At 71.1% G+C, this 17,587-nt stretch carries 16 protein-coding genes and 3 pseudogenes; 11 read left to right on the top strand and 8 right to left on the bottom strand.

The window, feature by feature from the left end:
* Positions 1 to 14 precede the first annotated feature (14 nt).
* Positions 15 to 365 carry a hypothetical protein gene (locus ACIPLC_RS26880; RefSeq protein ID WP_400475579.1) on the top strand — a complete coding sequence of 117 codons (351 nt, stop codon included), beginning with the start codon at positions 15 to 17 and terminating at the stop codon, positions 363 to 365.
* A gap of 386 nt (positions 366 to 751) precedes the next feature.
* Here the strand turns inward: ACIPLC_RS26880 and ACIPLC_RS26875 are convergent, their stop codons facing one another.
* Entirely contained in the window at positions 752 to 3,652 is a 2,901-nt protein-coding gene (locus tag ACIPLC_RS26875; RefSeq protein WP_400475578.1) for an AfsR/SARP family transcriptional regulator, read from the bottom strand.
* 304 nt (positions 3,653 to 3,956) lie between these two features.
* Between ACIPLC_RS26875 and ACIPLC_RS26870 the strand changes: the two genes are divergently transcribed.
* From ACIPLC_RS26870 to ACIPLC_RS26860, 3 genes are all read left to right on the top strand, one after another.
* Positions 3,957 to 4,616: a hypothetical protein gene (locus ACIPLC_RS26870; protein WP_400475577.1), complete on the top strand. Its 660-nt coding sequence runs from the start codon at positions 3,957 to 3,959 to the stop codon at positions 4,614 to 4,616.
* A 133-nt stretch (positions 4,617 to 4,749) separates the two neighbouring features.
* The gene (locus tag ACIPLC_RS26865; protein WP_400475576.1) at positions 4,750 to 5,313 is read left to right on the top strand and encodes an RICIN domain-containing protein; all 564 of its coding nucleotides are present in this window, start codon (positions 4,750 to 4,752) and stop codon (positions 5,311 to 5,313) included.
* Positions 5,314 to 5,705: 392 nt separating this feature from the next.
* Positions 5,706 to 5,900, top strand: coding sequence for a hypothetical protein (locus ACIPLC_RS26860; protein ID WP_400475575.1), 195 nt, complete (start codon positions 5,706 to 5,708; stop codon positions 5,898 to 5,900).
* A 72-nt stretch (positions 5,901 to 5,972) separates the two neighbouring features.
* Here ACIPLC_RS26860 and ACIPLC_RS26855 read toward each other — a convergent pair whose 3' ends face one another.
* Together ACIPLC_RS26855 and ACIPLC_RS26850 are read right to left on the bottom strand one after the other, a co-directional pair.
* Positions 5,973 to 6,944, bottom strand: a complete 972-nt coding sequence (locus ACIPLC_RS26855; protein WP_400475598.1) for a hypothetical protein — start codon at positions 6,942 to 6,944, stop codon at positions 5,973 to 5,975.
* Positions 6,945 to 6,995: 51 nt separating this feature from the next.
* Positions 6,996 to 7,298: pseudogene (locus tag ACIPLC_RS26850) on the bottom strand (hypothetical protein); the annotation flags it as partial.
* On the opposite strand from ACIPLC_RS26850, the pseudogene ACIPLC_RS26845 reads away from it, so the two are divergent.
* The 5 genes and pseudogenes from ACIPLC_RS26845 to ACIPLC_RS26825 form a co-directional block, all read left to right on the top strand.
* Positions 7,231 to 7,701: pseudogene (locus ACIPLC_RS26845) on the top strand (ISAzo13 family transposase); the annotation flags it as partial. The pseudogenes ACIPLC_RS26850 and ACIPLC_RS26845 sit on opposite strands and share 68 nt — an antisense overlap.
* A gap of 72 nt (positions 7,702 to 7,773) precedes the next feature.
* Positions 7,774 to 7,878: pseudogene (locus ACIPLC_RS26840) on the top strand (HNH endonuclease); the annotation flags it as partial.
* Positions 7,879 to 8,008: 130 nt separating this feature from the next.
* Positions 8,009 to 8,488 (top strand): hypothetical protein, encoded by a 480-nt coding sequence (locus ACIPLC_RS26835; RefSeq protein ID WP_400475599.1) that lies wholly within the window; start codon positions 8,009 to 8,011, stop codon positions 8,486 to 8,488.
* 213 nt (positions 8,489 to 8,701) lie between these two features.
* Entirely contained in the window at positions 8,702 to 9,145 is a 444-nt protein-coding gene (locus ACIPLC_RS26830) for a hypothetical protein (protein WP_400475574.1), read from the top strand.
* On the top strand, positions 9,139 to 9,459 hold the full coding sequence (locus ACIPLC_RS26825; RefSeq protein WP_400475573.1) for a hypothetical protein: 321 nt from the start codon (positions 9,139 to 9,141) through the stop codon (positions 9,457 to 9,459). Before ACIPLC_RS26830 ends, ACIPLC_RS26825 begins: the two co-directional genes overlap by 7 nt.
* A gap of 23 nt (positions 9,460 to 9,482) precedes the next feature.
* On the opposite strand, the gene ACIPLC_RS26820 is transcribed toward ACIPLC_RS26825, so the two are convergent.
* From ACIPLC_RS26820 to ACIPLC_RS26805, 4 genes are all read right to left on the bottom strand, one after another.
* Entirely contained in the window at positions 9,483 to 9,833 is a 351-nt protein-coding gene (locus tag ACIPLC_RS26820; protein ID WP_400475572.1) for a hypothetical protein, read from the bottom strand.
* Between the two features lie 282 nt (positions 9,834 to 10,115).
* Positions 10,116 to 10,460 carry a hypothetical protein gene (locus ACIPLC_RS26815; protein WP_400475571.1) on the bottom strand — a complete coding sequence of 115 codons (345 nt, stop codon included), beginning with the start codon at positions 10,458 to 10,460 and terminating at the stop codon, positions 10,116 to 10,118.
* A 697-nt stretch (positions 10,461 to 11,157) separates the two neighbouring features.
* On the bottom strand, positions 11,158 to 11,817 hold the full coding sequence (locus ACIPLC_RS26810) for a hypothetical protein (protein ID WP_400475570.1): 660 nt from the start codon (positions 11,815 to 11,817) through the stop codon (positions 11,158 to 11,160).
* Positions 11,818 to 12,592: 775 nt separating this feature from the next.
* On the bottom strand, positions 12,593 to 13,048 hold the full coding sequence (locus ACIPLC_RS26805) for a restriction endonuclease fold toxin-2 domain-containing protein (protein ID WP_400475569.1): 456 nt from the start codon (positions 13,046 to 13,048) through the stop codon (positions 12,593 to 12,595).
* Between the two features lie 372 nt (positions 13,049 to 13,420).
* Here ACIPLC_RS26805 and ACIPLC_RS26800 point away from each other — a divergent pair, with 372 nt between their 5' ends.
* A complete protein-coding gene (locus ACIPLC_RS26800) occupies positions 13,421 to 13,636 on the top strand; it encodes a hypothetical protein (RefSeq protein ID WP_400475568.1) in 216 nt (71 codons plus the stop codon).
* Between the two features lie 489 nt (positions 13,637 to 14,125).
* Here ACIPLC_RS26800 and ACIPLC_RS26795 read toward each other — a convergent pair whose 3' ends face one another.
* Positions 14,126 to 14,794 (bottom strand): TetR/AcrR family transcriptional regulator, encoded by a 669-nt coding sequence (locus ACIPLC_RS26795; protein WP_400475567.1) that lies wholly within the window; start codon positions 14,792 to 14,794, stop codon positions 14,126 to 14,128.
* An 89-nt stretch (positions 14,795 to 14,883) separates the two neighbouring features.
* Between ACIPLC_RS26795 and ACIPLC_RS26790 the strand changes: the two genes are divergently transcribed.
* Positions 14,884 to 17,166 (top strand): DPP IV N-terminal domain-containing protein, encoded by a 2,283-nt coding sequence (locus tag ACIPLC_RS26790; RefSeq protein WP_400475566.1) that lies wholly within the window; start codon positions 14,884 to 14,886, stop codon positions 17,164 to 17,166.
* Positions 17,167 to 17,587 lie beyond the last annotated feature (421 nt).

The following is a 17,587-nucleotide window of genomic DNA, read 5'->3' as shown; positions in this document are numbered from 1 at the left end:
GTCCGATCCCCCGGTTGCTCGCGTGGTTCCGCTGGTCGGCCGAATGCCCTGCTGTTCGGCTGGCCCTCGCCGGCCTCGCCGTCGTCTTCCCGACGGACCGCACCCTGCCCGCCCCGACCCCGCGCCTGCAAGGCTTCACGGACCAGCACCCCCAGGGCACCGACATCAGCGACTACGTGCGGTTCGTCCTCGTGCTGGCCGTCCAGGACGACGACCGGATCCTCACGGTGACCGAGAAACTCACCGACGCCTACCGGACGGGAACAGCGCGCGAAGTGCCGACACAGGCACGAGCCCTCCACCTCCTCGGCCAGATGCTGGCCAAGGTCAGAGCCGGACTCACCCGGCCACACGCCGGGCAGTGACGCACCGCAGGCGCGACGAGCGGCGCCCCGCGCGCTGCGCGCGCTGCTATTTCTCGTGAACATTCACGGGCCTCAAGATCCGCAACTGCTGCCCAACCCAGCAGACAAACGCTGCCCCTAGAAGGGAACGAAGCCACCATGGGCACGCGACGGTTTCACCCACCACACCGTCACAGAAGGAAGGGCACCGTGCACCTGTCGCAGCTCATCTGTGCCACCTTCACGGGCCAGCCAGTGGCGGGAAACCCCAGGCGGCGCAGTGCGGCCACCACCGGAGGACGCCGGCAGGCCGGATGACATGGACCAGCCCATCGGTCCGGCCGGGGCCGGAACCTGTCCTGCTGCGACTCCCGTCCCACGCTCAGCCTGCCTTTCAACCATCGGGCTCACCAGGGCGGGAGGGCGGTGGTCGCGGTGTCGGTGTCGGGTGGGGTGAAGCCGAGGGAGGTCAGGAGGGTGACCGGGGCCCGGTAGTGGGCGGGGAGTTGCTGGTAGAGGTCGAGGGCGGCGGTCCAGGAGCGGCGGGCGGCGGCGGGGCGGCCGAGGGTCTGTTGGGCGGCGGCGAGGCCGGCGAGGGAATTGGCCTGTTGGTCCGGGAAACCGGTGATGCGTCGGCTGACGGCCAGGGAGCGGGCGAAGTGGCGCAGGGCCTCGTCGGGGCGGTCGGCGGCGTAGTGGGCGAGGCCGAGGACGTTGCGCAGGGAGCAGCCCAGGATGCCGTCCTGGAGGCCGAGTTCGGGGGCGAGCAGCCGCTCGGCGCGGGTCCGGGCGGCTTCGAAGCGGCCGAGGAAGGCGTGGACCGCGGCGAGGCTGACCTCGCACAGGCGGACGGTCCAGTCGTCGGCGTCGGGTCCGTCGGCGGGGAGCAGTCGCAAGGCGTCCTCGAAGTGGTCGGCGGCCTCGGCGTGGTCGCCGGAGAAGAAGCGGAACGCGCCGAGGTTGGCCAGCACCTGGCCCTCGACGGCCGGAGCTCCGGCCGTGCGGACCTGGTCGAGCGCCTGTTCGTAGCGCCGGAGCGCCCGGGGCAGGTCGCCGACGGCGCTCCAGGCGTGGCCCTGGTCGTTGAGGCTGCGGCCCACGGCGAGGGGGTCGTCGAGGCGGCGGGCGGCGGCGAGCGCGGTGCGGCCGAGTGCCAGACGTTCGGCGTGCCGGCCGGAGCGGTGCAGGTAGGGCCACACCAGTGCGGGGAGCTGCCAGGCGACTTCGTCGCACCGGTGTTCGAAGGCGTGGCCGACGGTGGCGAGCAGGTTGGCGTGCTGCTCGTCGTACCAGCACAGCGCCTCCTCCGCTCCGGCGAAGGCCGTGGTGCGCAGGCCCTCGGGCGGCGGCGGCAGGGGCACCCGCGGGCGTCGCGGGGCGAGCAGCCGACCGGTGGCGGCCGCGCTCTGGTGCAGGCACCAGGCGTACCAGCGGTCCCGGGCCCGGTCGCGGGAGCGCTCGCTCTCCTGGTCCGTGCCCCGCTCGGCGGCGAACAGCCGGACCAGGCCGTGGAAGCGGTAGCGGCCGGCGGCGTGTTCGGTGAGGAGGTGGGAGTTCGCCAGCCGGCGCAGGATGCGTGCGCACTCGGCGGCGTTCTGAGCGCCGACCACCTCGGCGACGGGCGCCGAGAGGTCGACCGCGGGGCTCACCGCGAGCAGCCGGAACAGCCGCCCGGCGGGTTCGTCGAGCGCCCGGTAGGAGAGCGCGAAGACCGTGCGCAGCCGGACGGAGGGGCCGTCACCATCGCCGTCGAGGACGTCCAGGCGGGTGCCCTCGGCCGCCAATTCGGCCGCGAGGCCGGTGAGATCGTGGTACGGACGGTCGCGCAGCTGGGCGACCGCGAGGCCCACGGCCAGCGGGAGGTGGCCGCAGGCGTCGAGCAGCCTGGTGACGGCGTGCTCGTGGGCCGCGACCCGTTCGGCGCCGAGGACCCGGTGCACCAGTTCCCGCCCCTCGGCCGGGCTGAAGTCGACGAGTTCGATCCGCTCGGCCCCTTCGCGGACGACGAGGCCGGCGAGCCGGTCGCGGCTGGTCACGACCACCGCGCAGCCCCCCGTGCCGGGCAGCAGCGGGCGGACCTGTTCAGCGTCGAGCGCGTTGTCGAGCACGATCAGGACCCGTCGGCCGGCCAGGGTGGTGCGGTAGAGCGCGGCCGCCTCGTCGAGCCGACCGGGTACGTCCTCGGCCGGCACGCCCAGTGCCCGCAGGAACGCGCCGAGGACGGCGTGCGGGTCCTGCGGGCCGGCGGGCGACCATCCGTGCAGGTCGGCGAAGAGCTGGCCGTCGGGGAAGTGCTCCCGGGCGCGGTGCGACCAGCGCACCGCCAGGGTCGACTTGCCGCCGCCGGGGATGCCGGTGATCACGACGACGGACGCCGGGTGCGGGCCGCCGGTGCCTGGGGTGCCGGTGCCCGAGGTGCCGGCCCCGGCCAGGTGGCGGTCCATGGCCAGGAGTTGGGCGGTACGACCGATGAAGAAGGGGAGGTCCCAAGGCAGTTGGGCCGGACGCGGATACGGCCGCGGCGGCACGGGCGCCACCCGGGCGGGCGGGTCCGCGGGGCGGGGTTCGGCCCGGGGCCCGCCGGCCGCTCCCAGCAACTCCCCCTGGAGGGCGCGCAGCCGGGGAGAAGGGTCGAGGCCGAGCTCCTCCGCGAGGCGGTCGGCGTACCGGCGGTAGGCGGCCAGTCCCTCCACGTGCCGGCCGCACCCCGCAAGAGCGGTCAGCAGGTGCCGCACCAGGCCGTCGCGCAGCGGGAACGCGACCACCAGCTCGGTGAGTTCCGTGATGGCGAGCTCGTCCCGGCCGGCCGTCAACTCGGCCTCGTAGAGCCGCTCCAGGACGACCATCCGGCGCTCCTCCAGGCCGGCCGCGACAGCCGAGAGGGCCCGACCCGGCAGTCCGTCCAGGGCGGGTCCGCGCCAGAGGGCCAGGGCCTCGCGCAGGCGCGCGACCCGGTCGGCGCCCGGCTGCGCCGCCGCGTCCACCAGGGCGGTGAACTGTTGGACGTCGACGATGACTTCGGGTCCGGCGAAGAGGTAGCCCGGTCCGTCGGTGCGGATCGGCGACACCCGTCCGGGGCCACCGCCGAGGATGCGGCGCAACAGGCCGACCATGTTCCGGACCTGACGGTCGGCGGTGGCCGGCGGGGACTCGTCCCAGATCGCGTCGACCAGCCGGGGCACCGAGACGATCCGGCCGGGATGAGCCACCAGGTAGGCCAGTAAGGCCTGTTGGCGCCGGCCGCCGACGGCGAGCACGGTGGAGTCCGGGGCCCGGACCTCCAGTGCCCCCAGGATCCTGAACTCCACTCCCGCCCCTCCGCCGGATCGTCCGTCCGCCCCCGCTCGGCCCTTCGCTCGGCCCGCGTACGCAGCCACGGGTCGCACTCCGACCGTCAGGTTCGTACACCCGGCGGCCCGGCAGGGCCATCCTCACCCGGACGCCGGGCCGTGTCCATGGCGCCCCACGTGCCCGTGATGTGTTCGCCGCGATCCGGTCATGATGAAATCGTGACGGACTGAAGCAGGGTTCTCTCCGAGCCGGACAACACCCGCCCCGCACCCCGACGGGCACCACACCCGGCCGACTCCGTTCCAGAGAGGGAGCCCCCCCATGAACCCGAACCCGACCCCCCGTCCGCGCACGCTCCGCCGGGCGATGGCGTCGGCCGCCGTCGTCCTCGCCGCCGTCGGTTCGCTCGGCCTGGTCAACACCACCGGCGCCGCGGCCGCGACCCCGTCGGGACCGCCGAGCGGCCTCTGCAACCCGGCCGTGGACACGGTCTGGCACGACGTCCTCAACACGCAGGTCGATCCCGTCGTCACCGACTTCACAGCGGTCAGCGTCACCCCCGGCACCACCGGCCAGCGCCACGAGACCCTGACACGGGTCGACACCGTCACCACCACGGTCAACCGGAACACCGAGATCTCGACCTCCGCCCGCTTCCTGTTCTTCAAGGTGTCCGCCACGGTCGGCTTCTCCGTACAGACGACCACCTCGTCCACCACGACCACCACCGCCTCCACCACCTGGAACATCAACCAGCCCGGCTACTACGGCCTCTACCGCGGCACCCGGAAGGTCTCCGGCGAGTGGGTGGAGTACACCTGTGCCCGCGCCGGCGGCACCGGCTTCTGGGTGAACACCACCCCGAACGGCAAGGGCACCTACACCACCTTCGAGTACCCCGAGGAGGGCACCGTGTCGTGCGCCTCCCCGGAGCCAGCCGGGACCCTGCGCAACGCCGCCCGGCAGCGGCTCGGCTGCTGACCGGACGGTACAGGACCACCCCGAACCGGGACTGAACCGAACCGGGACTGAACCGGACCAGGACTGAACCGGACCGGACGCATCCACCGGGCCGCGAAAACTCCCCCGATTCCCCATTGCTGAAAGAGAGTTCATGATGTCCATACCACTCCGCCGACTGACCGCGCTCGCCACCACCGCGATCGTCGGCGCCCTGACGCTCACCGCGGCCCCGGCCGCCACGGCCGCGGACCGGGGCAGCGACTACACCTGCGACCCGATCTACTACCGCATCAAGGCCGCCAACCGCCCGGTCTTCAACGAGCTGGCCCTGACCGTCGCCCTGTCCCCCGGGAACCACGGCTCGGTCATCCAGTACCAGTGGAGCGGCGAGTCCAACCAGAAGTGGAAGCTCTGCCGCAAGCGCCAGTCGAACGGCACCGAGCAGGTGGTCTTCCGCGACGCCTGGCGCCAGTGGTGCATGGGCGTCGACCGCGCCGGGACCGCCAGCGGGGTCTGGGTGATCACCGTCGGCTGCGACGACAACTACGTGCCCGACGAGCAGAAGTTCACGCTGGTGAACGTACCCAACACCAACTACACCGCGATCCAGTCGGTGAATTCGAGCAAGTGGCTCGCCGCCCAGAACTTCGACACCAACGGCAGCCAGGTCGTCCTCAGCTCCACGCCCGACCTGTGGGTCCTGGAGCTGGCCTGACCGAACCACCGCCGCCGCGGCCGGCACCCGTCCTGGGCCCCACACCCTCGGACGGGCACCGGCCGCAGCGGCGGGTCAGGGGCGACACCACCAGGAGCGAACGCGCTTGGCCTCGGCGACCGCGGCCTCGGCGACCGCGGCTTCGGCGGCGGCCTGCTCGCGCTCGGCCTCCTGACGGGCCTGCTGATCCGCGGCGGCCTGGCGGCAGCCGGCGCACAGCGTGTCGTCCCAGGCGTTCCGCCGGCGCTCGGCCCACCGCTCGTCCGAGAACTTCGCCGCGCAGCGGGCGCAGGCCGGGCGGCGACGGGCAGCTGGACGAGCGGCTGGCGTACGACCTCAGCGCCGTCGTCGTCACCGGCAGCCCGTACGCCGAGGCGTTCCCGGAGCTGGCGATGGGCGAGCGGATCGCGCTGGTCGCGGTCTGCGCGCTGGCCGCGGCGATGCCCGGCACGGTGCTCGGCGGGCTGGAACCTGAGCTGCCCGCCCTGGCCGCCACGGTGGACACCGCCGTCGAGTCCTGCCTGGCCACCCGCCCGGACACAGGGGCCACAGGAGCTACCGGAGACCCGTTCACTACACAAGGCTGAAGGAAGGAGGCGGTCGCTCGACCGCCTCCTTCCGGCGTCAGCTGACGCCGGGACGGCCACTGAACGATGCTGCTACTCGGCCGGGCCGTCCTGGGGTTCGATGCCCTGGACGGGGATGCCGAAGGTGAAGGGCAGCGGCTGCCCGTTGTCGTCGAGTTCGGCGTAGACCACCCGCTCGCCTGCCGCGCTGGCAGGCGGGAACTGGCCGGTGTGGTAGTAGACGGTACGGAAGGAGAGCTTGGCGTCGGCGCTGATCATGTCGCCGTTGCGGCGGATGGGAAACAGTTCGTGGCGTTCCATCCACAGGGCTCCGCTGCACTTGGGCGGGATGGCGAGTGAGTGGGTGATGGTCTTGCTGGCCATGGTGGTGACGCCGGAGCGGTGTTCGTAGCCCAATTCCACCGAGGCGCTGACCGTGGCCCTGACGGAGCTCTTGGCTCCCATACCGAAAGGCGCGGCCTCCAATTCGACGCCCACTTCGACGCTCACCGATATGCCGGTCTTCGCGCTGTACGTCTCGGTGCTCTCGCGGGAAACGCCGGTTGTGATCGACTGGCTGTCGGCCTGCGATGCACTGCCCTGCTGGTTGTCCCGGAACAGAGCCAGCTCGTAGTGGCGCTTTCGCCGGATCTTGTAGAAGGGGGAGTGTTCGAGCTTCCACTTCTCGTCGCGGCCGGTGTCCTTGACCATGAAGTAGGGCACGGTGATGGTGCGGTCGATGACACTGGTGGTGTGGGCGGGCGGTTCGGCGTGTGAGGTCAGCCGAGGGACCGCCGGGTCCGGGCCCTTCTCCACGACCGCGGGCAGGTCCAGCACCCAGGTGACCTCGTTGGGCGCGGGCCTGCCCCACGACGGGACAGCGGTGAACAGGCCCGCGGGCACGTAGAGGTGCTCGCCGGTGTCGCCGTCGGGGTAGAGCGGCGGCTCGATGCCCCAGGCTGTGGCAAGGCCCGAGCCAAACATCACAATCCAGGCGAAGCCCAGCGTTTTCCCGCTGATCTCTGCCTTGCGGACGTAGTCACGGCCCTGGTGGGTCTTCTTCACACACGCCATCGCGCTCAGCGCGGGCTTGTCCCGGCCTGTCTGGACGTAGTCCCCGAGGGCTACGTATCCCTCCGGCGCAATGGGGCGCCAGAACGATAGCGGTCGGGGATCCTTGCCGGGGGGGGCCACTTGGACTTGGGCTATGAGCTTGTAGCCCCTGGGACTGGCCAGCAGGTTGCTACCAGGAGCCGCCTTGGCGATCAGGCCCCCGCGCCGGCCCCGAGGATCGATGCCCTTCGGCCCGCATATGGTGCCCAGCGTCGACCACCCTGCCGGGGGGTTGGTCCGCCAGAACGTGCAGTCGCCGCTGCACTGGACGACGAAGTCGACCAGGAGGCTCGCCGAGGAACTCACCGGCCAGGGGCACAAGGTCGGCGCCGACACAGTGGGCGACCTGCTACGCGAGGAAGGCTTCAGCCTGCAGGGCAACGCCAAGACCATCGGGGGCGCCCAACACCCGGGCCTTGACGCCCAGTTCCGCCATATCAACGAACAGGCCAAGCAGCACATCGAGTCCGGGGATCCGGTGATCAGCGTGGACACCAAGAAGAAGGAGCTCGTCGGCGACTTCAAGAACCAGGGCCGCTCCTGGCGGCCCGTAGGCGATCCGGTGCCGGTACACGTCCACGACTTCGCCGACCCCCAGCCGGGCGAGGCCATCCGCTACGGAATCTACGACCTGGCCGGGAACACGGGCTGGGGCAACGTGGGGACCGATCACGACACCGCCGCGTTCGCGGTGGAGTCCACCCGCCGCCGACAGCCCGAATATCGCGAGCTTGGAATGACACGCCCCACCAGTCGGCGGCTACGCCCGGACCCCCAGCGCCGCGAGGCCTACGCCAACGACCTCGTTCACTCCCAGCTGATCGCCGTGTCCGCCTCCAGCAACAGGTCCAAAGGCGACCAGTCGCCCGACCAGTGGGAGCCCCCGCCGAAGCCCAGCCGACACCGAAGCCGGACACCGAAGCCGGACACGGAGGCCGGACACCGAGTGTCCCCGATCACCATCAGCCAGCGAGATCCCGGACCGCTCGTGGAGCGGGACCTGGCAAGATGCCCGGATGGAGATCTTGGAGGAAATCGAGCCGCTGCTGAGTTCACTGGCCACACCGAGCCATGTCTACGCGAGGTGGGGCGCGGTATCGGGGGCCACCGTCGCGGAGCAGGTGTTCGACCTCGTCATGATCGCCCAGGACGACTGGGCGCATCAGGCCGTCGCGGGAGCGGTCGGCCCGTCGTCTGCCCGCGAGGTCGAGTCAGCGCTTGAGCCCGTCGACGAAGCCGGGGCAATCGAGCTGATGACGAACCTGTCGGCCTTCGATCTCGTCCACTCGCAGCCCCTCCGGGACCGCGATCACGCGAAGCGGGCGGCCGCGCGGGTGGCGAAGCTGCTGGGCCGGGACACGAGCTGGGTCACGAACATGGAGAGCACGGAGAACGGCCGCGCGTGGACGCCCGTCACTCGGCACGGCATCGATGTCGTCGTTGCCGGAGCCACGGCAGAGTGCTTCGTGATCCTGCTCGCCCTGGGCGACGACTGACCGCGGTGATGGAGCCCGACAGAGCTCGCCCGCAACGTGGTCGAGGGGGTGCGGCCGACCGGCTTCCCGCGTGCTGGCGGACCGGCCCCTGCGATGACGAGCCGTGCATCCTCAACCGCTGACTTCGCTTGAACCGTGGCCGAGGTGCGCCGCCCGCGGCCCGGCCCGTACGCGGGCGGTGTCGGTGGGGGCGCCCAGGGTGCCCTGGTGAATGTGGATGATCTTCAGTGGCAGTTGAGCAACCACGGCGGTGTCCTGCCGCGGATCGTGGACGAGATCCTCGAACGCGGCGGCCTGGAGGCCCTGGTGGCGGCGGCTCGGGAACGTGCGGACTGGTTCTGCGCCGTGGGTGCGGTACGGGGGCTGTGCGCGGCGGGGGAGTTCGGGCGGGCCTGGACGGTGGTGGAGCCGTTCGCGGCCACCGGCTGGCATCCGGCGGTGCGGACGGGCGCCGACGTCCTGTTGCGGTGGGGCCGCGTCGACCGGGCGCTGGAGCTGGCGCACCCCAAGGGGCCGCAGGAGGACACGGTCGGCGTGTGGCGGGACTACGCCGAGGTGCTGGTCCGAGCAGGACGGGTGGACGACGACTTCGGCGTACTCCGGCCGTACGAGCACGGCGGGTGGGTACGGCGGGTGGGTACGGCGGGTGGGTGCTGAGGGAACTGGTGGAGATGACCGAGGGCCAGGGCTGCGACGAACGGGTGCTGGAGCTGCTGGCCCCGATCGCCGAGGAGTTCCGGCGCGACCCACAGCAGTGCCGGTTCGACGACGCCATCCAAGCGGTGGAGCACACCTTCGACGACCTCTACGACGGAAACCTCCTCCAAGCGACCATGATGCTGCTGGCCGAACAGGGCCGCCACGACAAGGCCCTGGCCCTCATCGAAGGACGCAGCCCCGAGTTCCTCGCGGAGAACGACGCGTTCTGGCACGTCCACCTGCCCCGCGTCTTGAAACCGGCCAGCACGTGATCGGTTGCCGCTCGAAGCCGCCTTCAGGAATCCGGGCCCTGGGCAGGGCACTGCCAGTCGGCAGCGTCGATCGCATTGCCCTCCATGTCACTGAGGTGGAAGCAATGGCCGTTGGCCCACACCGTGACCGAATCCCGTTGGTGGTCGACCTCGAAGAGCTCGTCCCCGCGCAACGTCCCGGACCAAGAACCGTCGTCTGCCGGTGAGTGAGTGACAACGACGCAGGTCTGCCCCGGCAGGATCTGGTGGCTGTCCGCCCAAGGCTCCACGACCAGCTCCAGCGGCACTCCACCGTCGTTTCCGACCAGCAGCCGCGCGGATCCCCCAGCGAACATCTCCAGTACCTCTCCCTGCCCCTGCGGGCGATTCCGCATGCACGCACCGTCTACAGGCACACACGGCCTGATCCTCACACACGGGGATCACGTGCTCCAAGCGTCTACATCGTCCGAGCCGCCGGACACCCGGGCTGGGACGAACGGCTGGCCGTGGTCCCGGAAAGGGCGAGCGGTCTTACCCGGGATGCTCGCCGGCGGGCTCCGAGGCCGTGGCCACCAGGTCGAGGTCGACCCCCTCCACCTGCCGCGCGTCCTGAAGACGGAGGGCGCGTTCCGGCCTGCCGAGGTCTCAGCGAGGTGAGCTGATGACGGTAGTACTCAGTCCGTGGGCCATGTACGGAGGTCAGCCAGTGTGAGCACCCGATAGCTGCCTTCGTCTGGTGCCATGACGAACAGCTGAAAGAGTTCCGGCTCCGACCATGGAAGCTCTCCGACGATCCGGGCGAACTCGGCGAACGGCAGGTGGTTCAGGGCCCCGCCGTAGACGTCAGGAGGCCACTTCGTACCGCCCCAGGCATGGTCCCTGGTCGCGATGTTCCGCAGTTGCCAGCGGCCGGGCACCTCGGGACTCAGCGGATGGAGGCGGACGTTGAGTTCGGCGACGACATCAGCGTCCTCCTCCCAACCACCGGGGCTGAGCAGGATGGTCGTAATCGCAGACATGGCCCCATGATGACCGCGACCATGGCGAGCCCCGCAACCGGGGTGCACGCTCCCAGCCCGGGATGTCAGCGGGCCAAGATCTTTTCCCCGGGTACGGCCAGTTGTCGATCCCCGCCGACGGCCAGTTCGAGTGGCACGCCGGGAAGCTCCGTCACAGACCGTGACGCCACAGCCAGGCACCCCGGCGGCCTGGCTGACCACCGTCCTCGCTGCCCGAAGCGCCGCCCTCCTCACCGCCGCGCCCGTGGGCACCGCACTCGGCGGCCCCTCACCGCCGCGCTGGGCCCCCGGCAGGTACTGGCCGCCTCGGGGATCGCGACCATCGCCCTAGCCGTCGCTGCCGCCGCGATGCGGGTCCAGAGGCATCGGACGCAGTCACGGCCCGCTGGAGAAGCCATGGATCGGACGGGGTGATCAGCGGGCCGTGCAACCCGCCCGCCCGGCGTCCTGGGCCTCGTCGAAGGTCGGCCTGGCGGTTGATGACGGGGGTCGGCCAGCCGGGCCGTGGGTAGTGCCGGGCTCGGGCCTGACGGCCTGACGGCGGGCGGGCGACCGGGCCCACGCCGGTCGCGCTGCGGCGGCCGTCCGACCCACCGCTCGCTCCGCCGCCGACATACCCGCCGGTCATCGGAACGCAGCAGCAAGCTGACCACCGACCCCGGGGTCTGAGGAGGCAGCGATCATTCGTGGTGCATGACTACTCGAACCTCTCCGACGCCGGCCGCCCCAGAGCCTCATACCTGTCGGCAGAGCGCTGCCCCGGCCACCGCAGACGGCGCTTGGCCAGGGGAACGATCACGCTGAGACTCTCGCCTTCTTCGCCGACTTGGTGCTGGATGTCGAGCCTGCCCATCAGCCGCGGATCGTCCAGCAGCGCGCCCATGATGCCGAACGGCGGGGCGATGTGCTTGGCGAAGATCGCCAGCTCGTCGGCTGCCCGCCTCTCCTCCTCAGCAGTCAACCGGTGATCCGGGGAGCCGTATCCGAGCTCGTCCAATGCGCGCACCAGGTTGTTGGCGCGACCCTCGATGAGTTTCCACATGTAGGTGATCCCCACCGGCCCGGTCAGGGCGAGCGTGCGGTGATAGCGCAGCATGCGCAGCCGGTTGTCGTCGAGTTCTCTCCACACGGCCCCCATCTCCCGCGGCGTGGCTTGAACGAGAAGCGCGGCGGTGCTCTCAAACGCGGTGACGAGCGTCTCGGCTTCCTTGTAGACCGGTTCCCGCCTGTCGCGGGTCTTCGTGTCCTGCTCGGCTTTGTCGTGCCGCCGGTTCCCCCGCATGGTGAAGTACGTTCCGGCGGATGCGACGCCGGCCGACAGCACCGAGGCGATTCCGGTGATGAGTGCGGGGTCCATGCCCCTCCCCGTCATGTGGCACCCCTCCCCCGGGCGCGATAGCGCCGGATGCTAGCAGGACGTGGCGCCGCGGGACACTCACCGCCACGGCCGGATCCAGCTCCAGGTCCTGCGCTACTTCCCCGGAGCCGTGGCCGTCCGGCGCTCCCCCGCCTCCGCCGGACCCACCGAGGGTCTGGTTGCCCGGCCACCGCGAGCTCCCGGAACAGCCGCCCTGGGCCGGGCCATGGCGGACGGCGGCCATCCCGGGTCCCTTCCCGGTACGCCGCCGGTCGACGTCGCCCTTTGCCTGGCCCGTCAGCAGCCCGCCGGTCGGCCCCGGTGGGTGAGCCACAACCCGTGGTGTGCCGGGGAAGGGCACGGGATGACCGCATCGCGCGACGTGGCTACTCGACGTCGAAGAGCGACTGGAGAATCTCGCGGACGTGTTCGCTGTCGGCTCTCGGGGGGACGGTCCTCACACTGTCCGGGTTCGATTCGAACATGACGACCGCTCTGGCGTCGGCCGGCAGGAGGCCGAGGAACCAGGCGGCGGTGTCGGCCCACAGGGCGGCGTCGCCGTCGTCCAGGACGAGGTGGCCGCGCTCGAAGTAGCTGCCGCGCCGGGTCTCGCCCTCGAGGTCGACTTGAAAGGTGACGTAGTTCCTGCCGCTGACCGGTGCGTGCTTCTGCCAGGTCTGCAGGTCGGGGTAGCGCGCGCAGGTGGTCTTCGGCGTCCTGCGGCGATAGCGCCCAGGTGGTTCCCGGCGCGGCGCCGAGGTGGATGGTGTCCAAATCAGCCTCCTTCGGTCGGCTGTGGCTCCGGCATCGTGACGACGCGGACGTTGCTCTTCACATGGTGCTTGGCGAGCAGGTACTGCCAGTAGCCGACGGTCGACGCGTCGGGCGTGTCGACCTCCAGGTACTGGGCGTGGTTGGCGGGGTTGTCGATCGCGCCCTTGTAGCGGTCGAACTCGTCCTCGTCCTTGTCCAGCATCCACCCGGTACGGAAGTCGTCCTCCTGTATCCCCTTCAGGGACCTGGGGCTGCAGCCCTGTTTGCGGACGTTCTTGGCATCAATGAACGCGCCGTCGGCGGGCCGGAAGCCGTCCGCCCAGATCTCGCTGCCGTCCGCGCCCCGAGCCCGCCGCTCCGGCCTGCCGGCGGCGTACACCTGGTAGGCGCGGTCGTCCGCTGTACCGTAGTTCGGCGGGCGCTCCGGCAGTCCTTCGATCCACGTCCTGGCCGCCATCTACTTCGCCGCGTCGTACAGCGGGTAGGGCGGCGGGTTCGGCGGGACGATCGGCCCGACCAGAGGATTGGCGAACGGGCTCTGGCTGGCCGCTGGCGTGACTGCGGCAGCCTGTGCCCGGAAGGGTCGGGCAGGGTGGCGGCGCTCGCCGAGTCGATGCCCGTCACCGCCGAAGCCGCTGTCGCCGCGGCGGCGGTCCCGGCGAGGACCACCAGGCGCGCGGCCAGGGAGGAGACGACCGCCTCGGCCTCCGCGACGGCGGCGGCCGCGGCCAGTTCCGCTTCCGCTGCGGCGAGGGCCTCGGCGGCCAGCGCCGCATCCGCTGCCAAGGCCGCGTCAGCCGCCCCGGCGGCAACGTCCGAGGCGCCGAGGGTGAAGAAGGTGAGGATCACCCCGGCCGTCGTGACGACGCCCGCCGTGACTCCCAGCTCGATCAGCTTGTCCTGGCACGTCTCGATCGCCTGCGCGTACTGCTCGCAGATGGCCTGCAGCTCACGGCAGGCCGCCGAGATATTGACCATCAGCGGCTGCGCGGCCGACACGGCCGTCCCGCCCGGCGGGCACGCGCCGTACACCGTGGCGGCGTAGGACTTGAAACCCTCGAACGCCGCGCCGGAGCACTTCGCCATCACGTCCACAGCGTGCACACCGGCGTTGCGCTGGGCCGTATCGACGACCGAAGCACACTGCGCCCAGACCTGGGCGGCGCTGCGCAGACGCTTCGGATCGCCCTGCGGCCAGAACTGGCCGATCACCGGGATCTCGTGGACCTCCGACGAAGTCCTTCGACCCGAGGTGAACCGGCCCAAGGCCGTGTTGCCTTGGTCGCTCGCCGCCTGGGCGTCTTTCAGCGCGGAGCCGATCCGGTCCTGGAAGCCCTTCGTCTCCGAGCCGAGCCGCTGACGTGCTTTCCGCGCCTCCGGGTCGTTGTCTGACGACACCGTCGGGCGGGTCTGTCCGGTGACCGGTGTATCTCCCGATCAAGGAAGAGCAGCTCATGATCGCCGCCGGCGTCAGGGCGTCAGGGCGTCAGGGCGTCAGGGCGTCAGGGCGTCAGGGCGTCAGGGCGTCAGGGCGTCAGGGCGATCGTGGGAGCGAGGCGAGGATGGCGTCGAGGCCGAACTCGAAGACGTCCCGCTGGGTGAAGGTCGGGAAGTCGGCGGTGGTGGCGTGCATCGCCGGGTACACCTCGGCCGGGAGGCGGGACCACTGCTGGCGGACCCGTTCCCAGTGCTGCGGGTCCTCGTCCCAGACCCGGCGGACGGGGTAGAGCGTGGCGCAGCCGAGGACGAAGCGGATCAGCGTGGCCAGCAGGCCGATCGCCGTCCGGTGGTCGACCCGCAGTCCTGCCAGGCGGGCGTAGATCTGCTCGGACATGAGGGCCTCGACCTCGCCGACTCCGTCGGAGGGGGCGTTGATCTGCAGGATGGCAGGGTGCGTGATGAACAGCTCGAAGTAGGCGCGCATCACCTGCCGGAGCCATTCGACGTTGTCGAGTCCGGGGTCGGGCCACTGGAATCGGCTCAGCAGCTCCGTGGTGACGGCGAGGAGGATCGCGTCCTTGTCGCGGAAGTGCGTGTAGAGCGACATCGGGCGGACGCCCAGGTGGTCGGCGAGCCGGCGGATGGTCACCGCGTCCAGTCCGTCGCGGTCGATCAGTTCGATCGCCGCGTGGACGATGGCCTCGGGGCTGAGGGTGCCGCGGGGTGCGCGAGCGGGCGCTGTCTTGTGCCTGGGCGATGACATTGGGGTTCCTGATTCCTTCGGGACCGCAGTTCTATTATCGTACCGTACGCTGTACTGTTCCTGGCTCGAGACTGATTTCAGGAGGCCGGATGTCCATTGACGCACTCCCCGCCATTGCCTACGACCGGGCTGAGCGGCTGCTGCTGCACAACCGATCCCGGCTCGCCCTGCGGGCCAAGGTGAAGCCCGTCTGGATCGGCGGCGGCGAGAGGTTCTGGTACCGGGTCGAGACCGAGCGGGGCGGCGAGTTCGTGCTGGTCGACCCCGCCGCAGGGACCCGGGAGCCGGCGTTCGACCCCGAACGGCTCGCCGCCGCGCTGGCGTCCGCCGCCGGCCAGCCGGTCCAGCCGTACGCGCTGCCGTTCCGGGCGGTCGAGTTCGCGGACGGGACGGTCGCGTTCGACGCGTTCGACACGCGCTGGACCTGTCGGCTGGCCGACTACCGGTGCGCGCGGGACGAGGAGCACGCCAAACCCGCACCGCTGGAAGTCGCCTCGCCGGACAAGAAGTGGGCGGCGTTCCGCCGCGATCACGACCTGTGGGTGCGTTCGGCCGAGACGGGCGAGGAGTTCGCGCTCACCACCGACGGCACCGCGGATCGGAGCTACGCGGCCCAAGCCGACGCGGCGGTCCCCACGCACCTGCTCGGCAAGCTCGGCCTTCCGGAGATGCCGCCGGCGCTGCTGTGGTCGCCGGATTCGGCGCGCGTCCTCACCCACCGCACCGATCAGAGCGATGTCGCCCTGATGCACCTGGTCGAAGCCGTCCCGCCGGACGGCGGCCGGCCGCGCCTGCGCAGCTACCACTACCCGGTCCCCGGTGAGCCGATCGCCCGCGGCGAGTGGATCGTCTTCGACGTCGCGTCCCGGACCGCGACACCCGCCAAGACCGACCCGTTCCTGCTGCCCTTCATGTCACCTGTCACGCTGAAGAAGGTGTGGTGGGCCAAGGACAGCGCGGCCGTCTACTACCTGGATCAGCCCCGTGACCTCCGGACGCTGCGGCTGCACGCACTCGACCCGGCGACCGGCGAGGTGCGCACCCTGGTCGAGGAGCACGGCGACACGCGGGTGGAGGCCGCGCAGGAGATCGCCCAGAAGCCGATCGTGCACGTGCTCGCCGGCGGCCGCGAGACGCTGTGGTACTCCCAGCGCGACGGCTGGGGGCACCTGTACCGCTACGAGGACGGGGCGCTGGTCGAACAGCTCACCCGAGGGCCGTTCGCGGTGCAGGAGATCGTGCACGTCGACGAGGCGGAACGGGCCGCGTACGCCGTCGTCTCAGGACTGGTCCAGGCCGACCCGTACCGACGGTCGCTGGTCCGGGTCGGCCTGGACGGCGGCGGGACCGCCAAGCTCACCGACGACGATCTGGACCACGTGATCACCGCGCCGGAACACGGCCGCTGGTTCGTCGACTCCGCGTCGACCGTCGACACCCCGCCGACGATCACCGTGCGTGACCGGGGTGGAGCCGTGCTGGTCGAGCTGGAACAGGCCGACATCACACCGCTGCTGGCCGCCGGCTGGACGCCGCCGGAGCGGGTCAGGACCCTGGCCGCCGACGGCGTCACCGAGATCTACGGCGTCCTCTACAAGCCCCACGGCTTCGACGCCGCGCAGCGCTACCCGGTGATCGACCACCCCTACCCGGGCCCGCAGGTCCACCGGGTGGCGGCCTCCTTCGACCCGGGCGCCTACGGCCACGACGCCGAGGCGGTGGCGGCGCTGGGCTTCGCGGTGCTGGCCGTCGACGGCCGTGGAACGCCCGGCCGGGACAAGGCCTTCCACGATCACGTCCACCGCAACATGGGCAGTGCGGGCGCGCTCGAAGACCATGTCGCGGCGCTGCGCCAACTCGCGGAAACGCGTCCGTGGCTGGACCTGGACCGGGTCGGCATCTTCGGCCTCTCCGGTGGGGGATTCACCACCGCCCGCGCCCTCCTGGCGTTCCCCGACTTCTACAAGGTCGGCGTGGCCGAGGCCGGCAACCACGACAACCGCCACTACCACGCGCTGTGGGCCGAGTCCTACGACGGACCGTTCGACCCGGACGCCGGGGCCCGACTGTCCAACACCGAGCTGGCCGGGAACCTGGTCGGCAAACTACTGCTCGTCCACGGCGACATGGACGACAACGTGACACCGCATCTGACCATGCGGCTGGTCGACGCGCTGATCGCTGCGAACAAGGACTTCGACCTGCTGATAGTCCCCGGCGTCGAGCACAGCTTCCTCGGCCGCAACGGCTACGTCGCCCGCCGCCGCTGGGACTACCTGGTGCGTCACCTCATGCACCGCGAGCCGCCGGCCGGCTACCGGCTGGCGGAGATCCCGCTCTCCATGGAAGCGCTCGAAGTCCTCTTCAGCTGACATGGAAAGGACCTTCCCCATGCCCGCCTTCGCTGCCCGGGCCCGGCCCTTCTTCTTGAACCGCGGGTAGCCGACGGCCCGGCCGGCACGACGGCCGGCCGGCGAGTCGAACCAGTTCCCGAACGCCGTGCCGGCGTCGATGAACGCGGACTGGAACGCGTAGGTGGATACCTCGTGCCACCACGGACACGGCGCCGGCGGACCGTGGAACCGTCCGCCGGATCGCCGGTCCGGGAGTCGCCTTTGATCGCGTTGAGGTGCTTCTTGATCGCGGCCTGCCCCGGAATCCGGACGTCGGCCTTCTTCCTCGCCTCGGCCTCGCTCAGCCCACCCGCGACCAGGACATCCACCTGAGCGCGCCACTCCCGGTGCGCGGCGACCTTCCGGCCGAGCGCCCGGTTGAACGCCCACCTCGCCGCAC

The sequence above is a fragment of the Kitasatospora sp. NPDC086801 genome (assembly GCF_044745805.1).
GTDB lineage: Bacteria > Actinomycetota > Actinomycetes > Streptomycetales > Streptomycetaceae > Kitasatospora.
The sequence above is the reverse complement of the archived record's forward strand: the minus strand, read 5'-3'. Positions and strand labels throughout refer to the sequence as shown.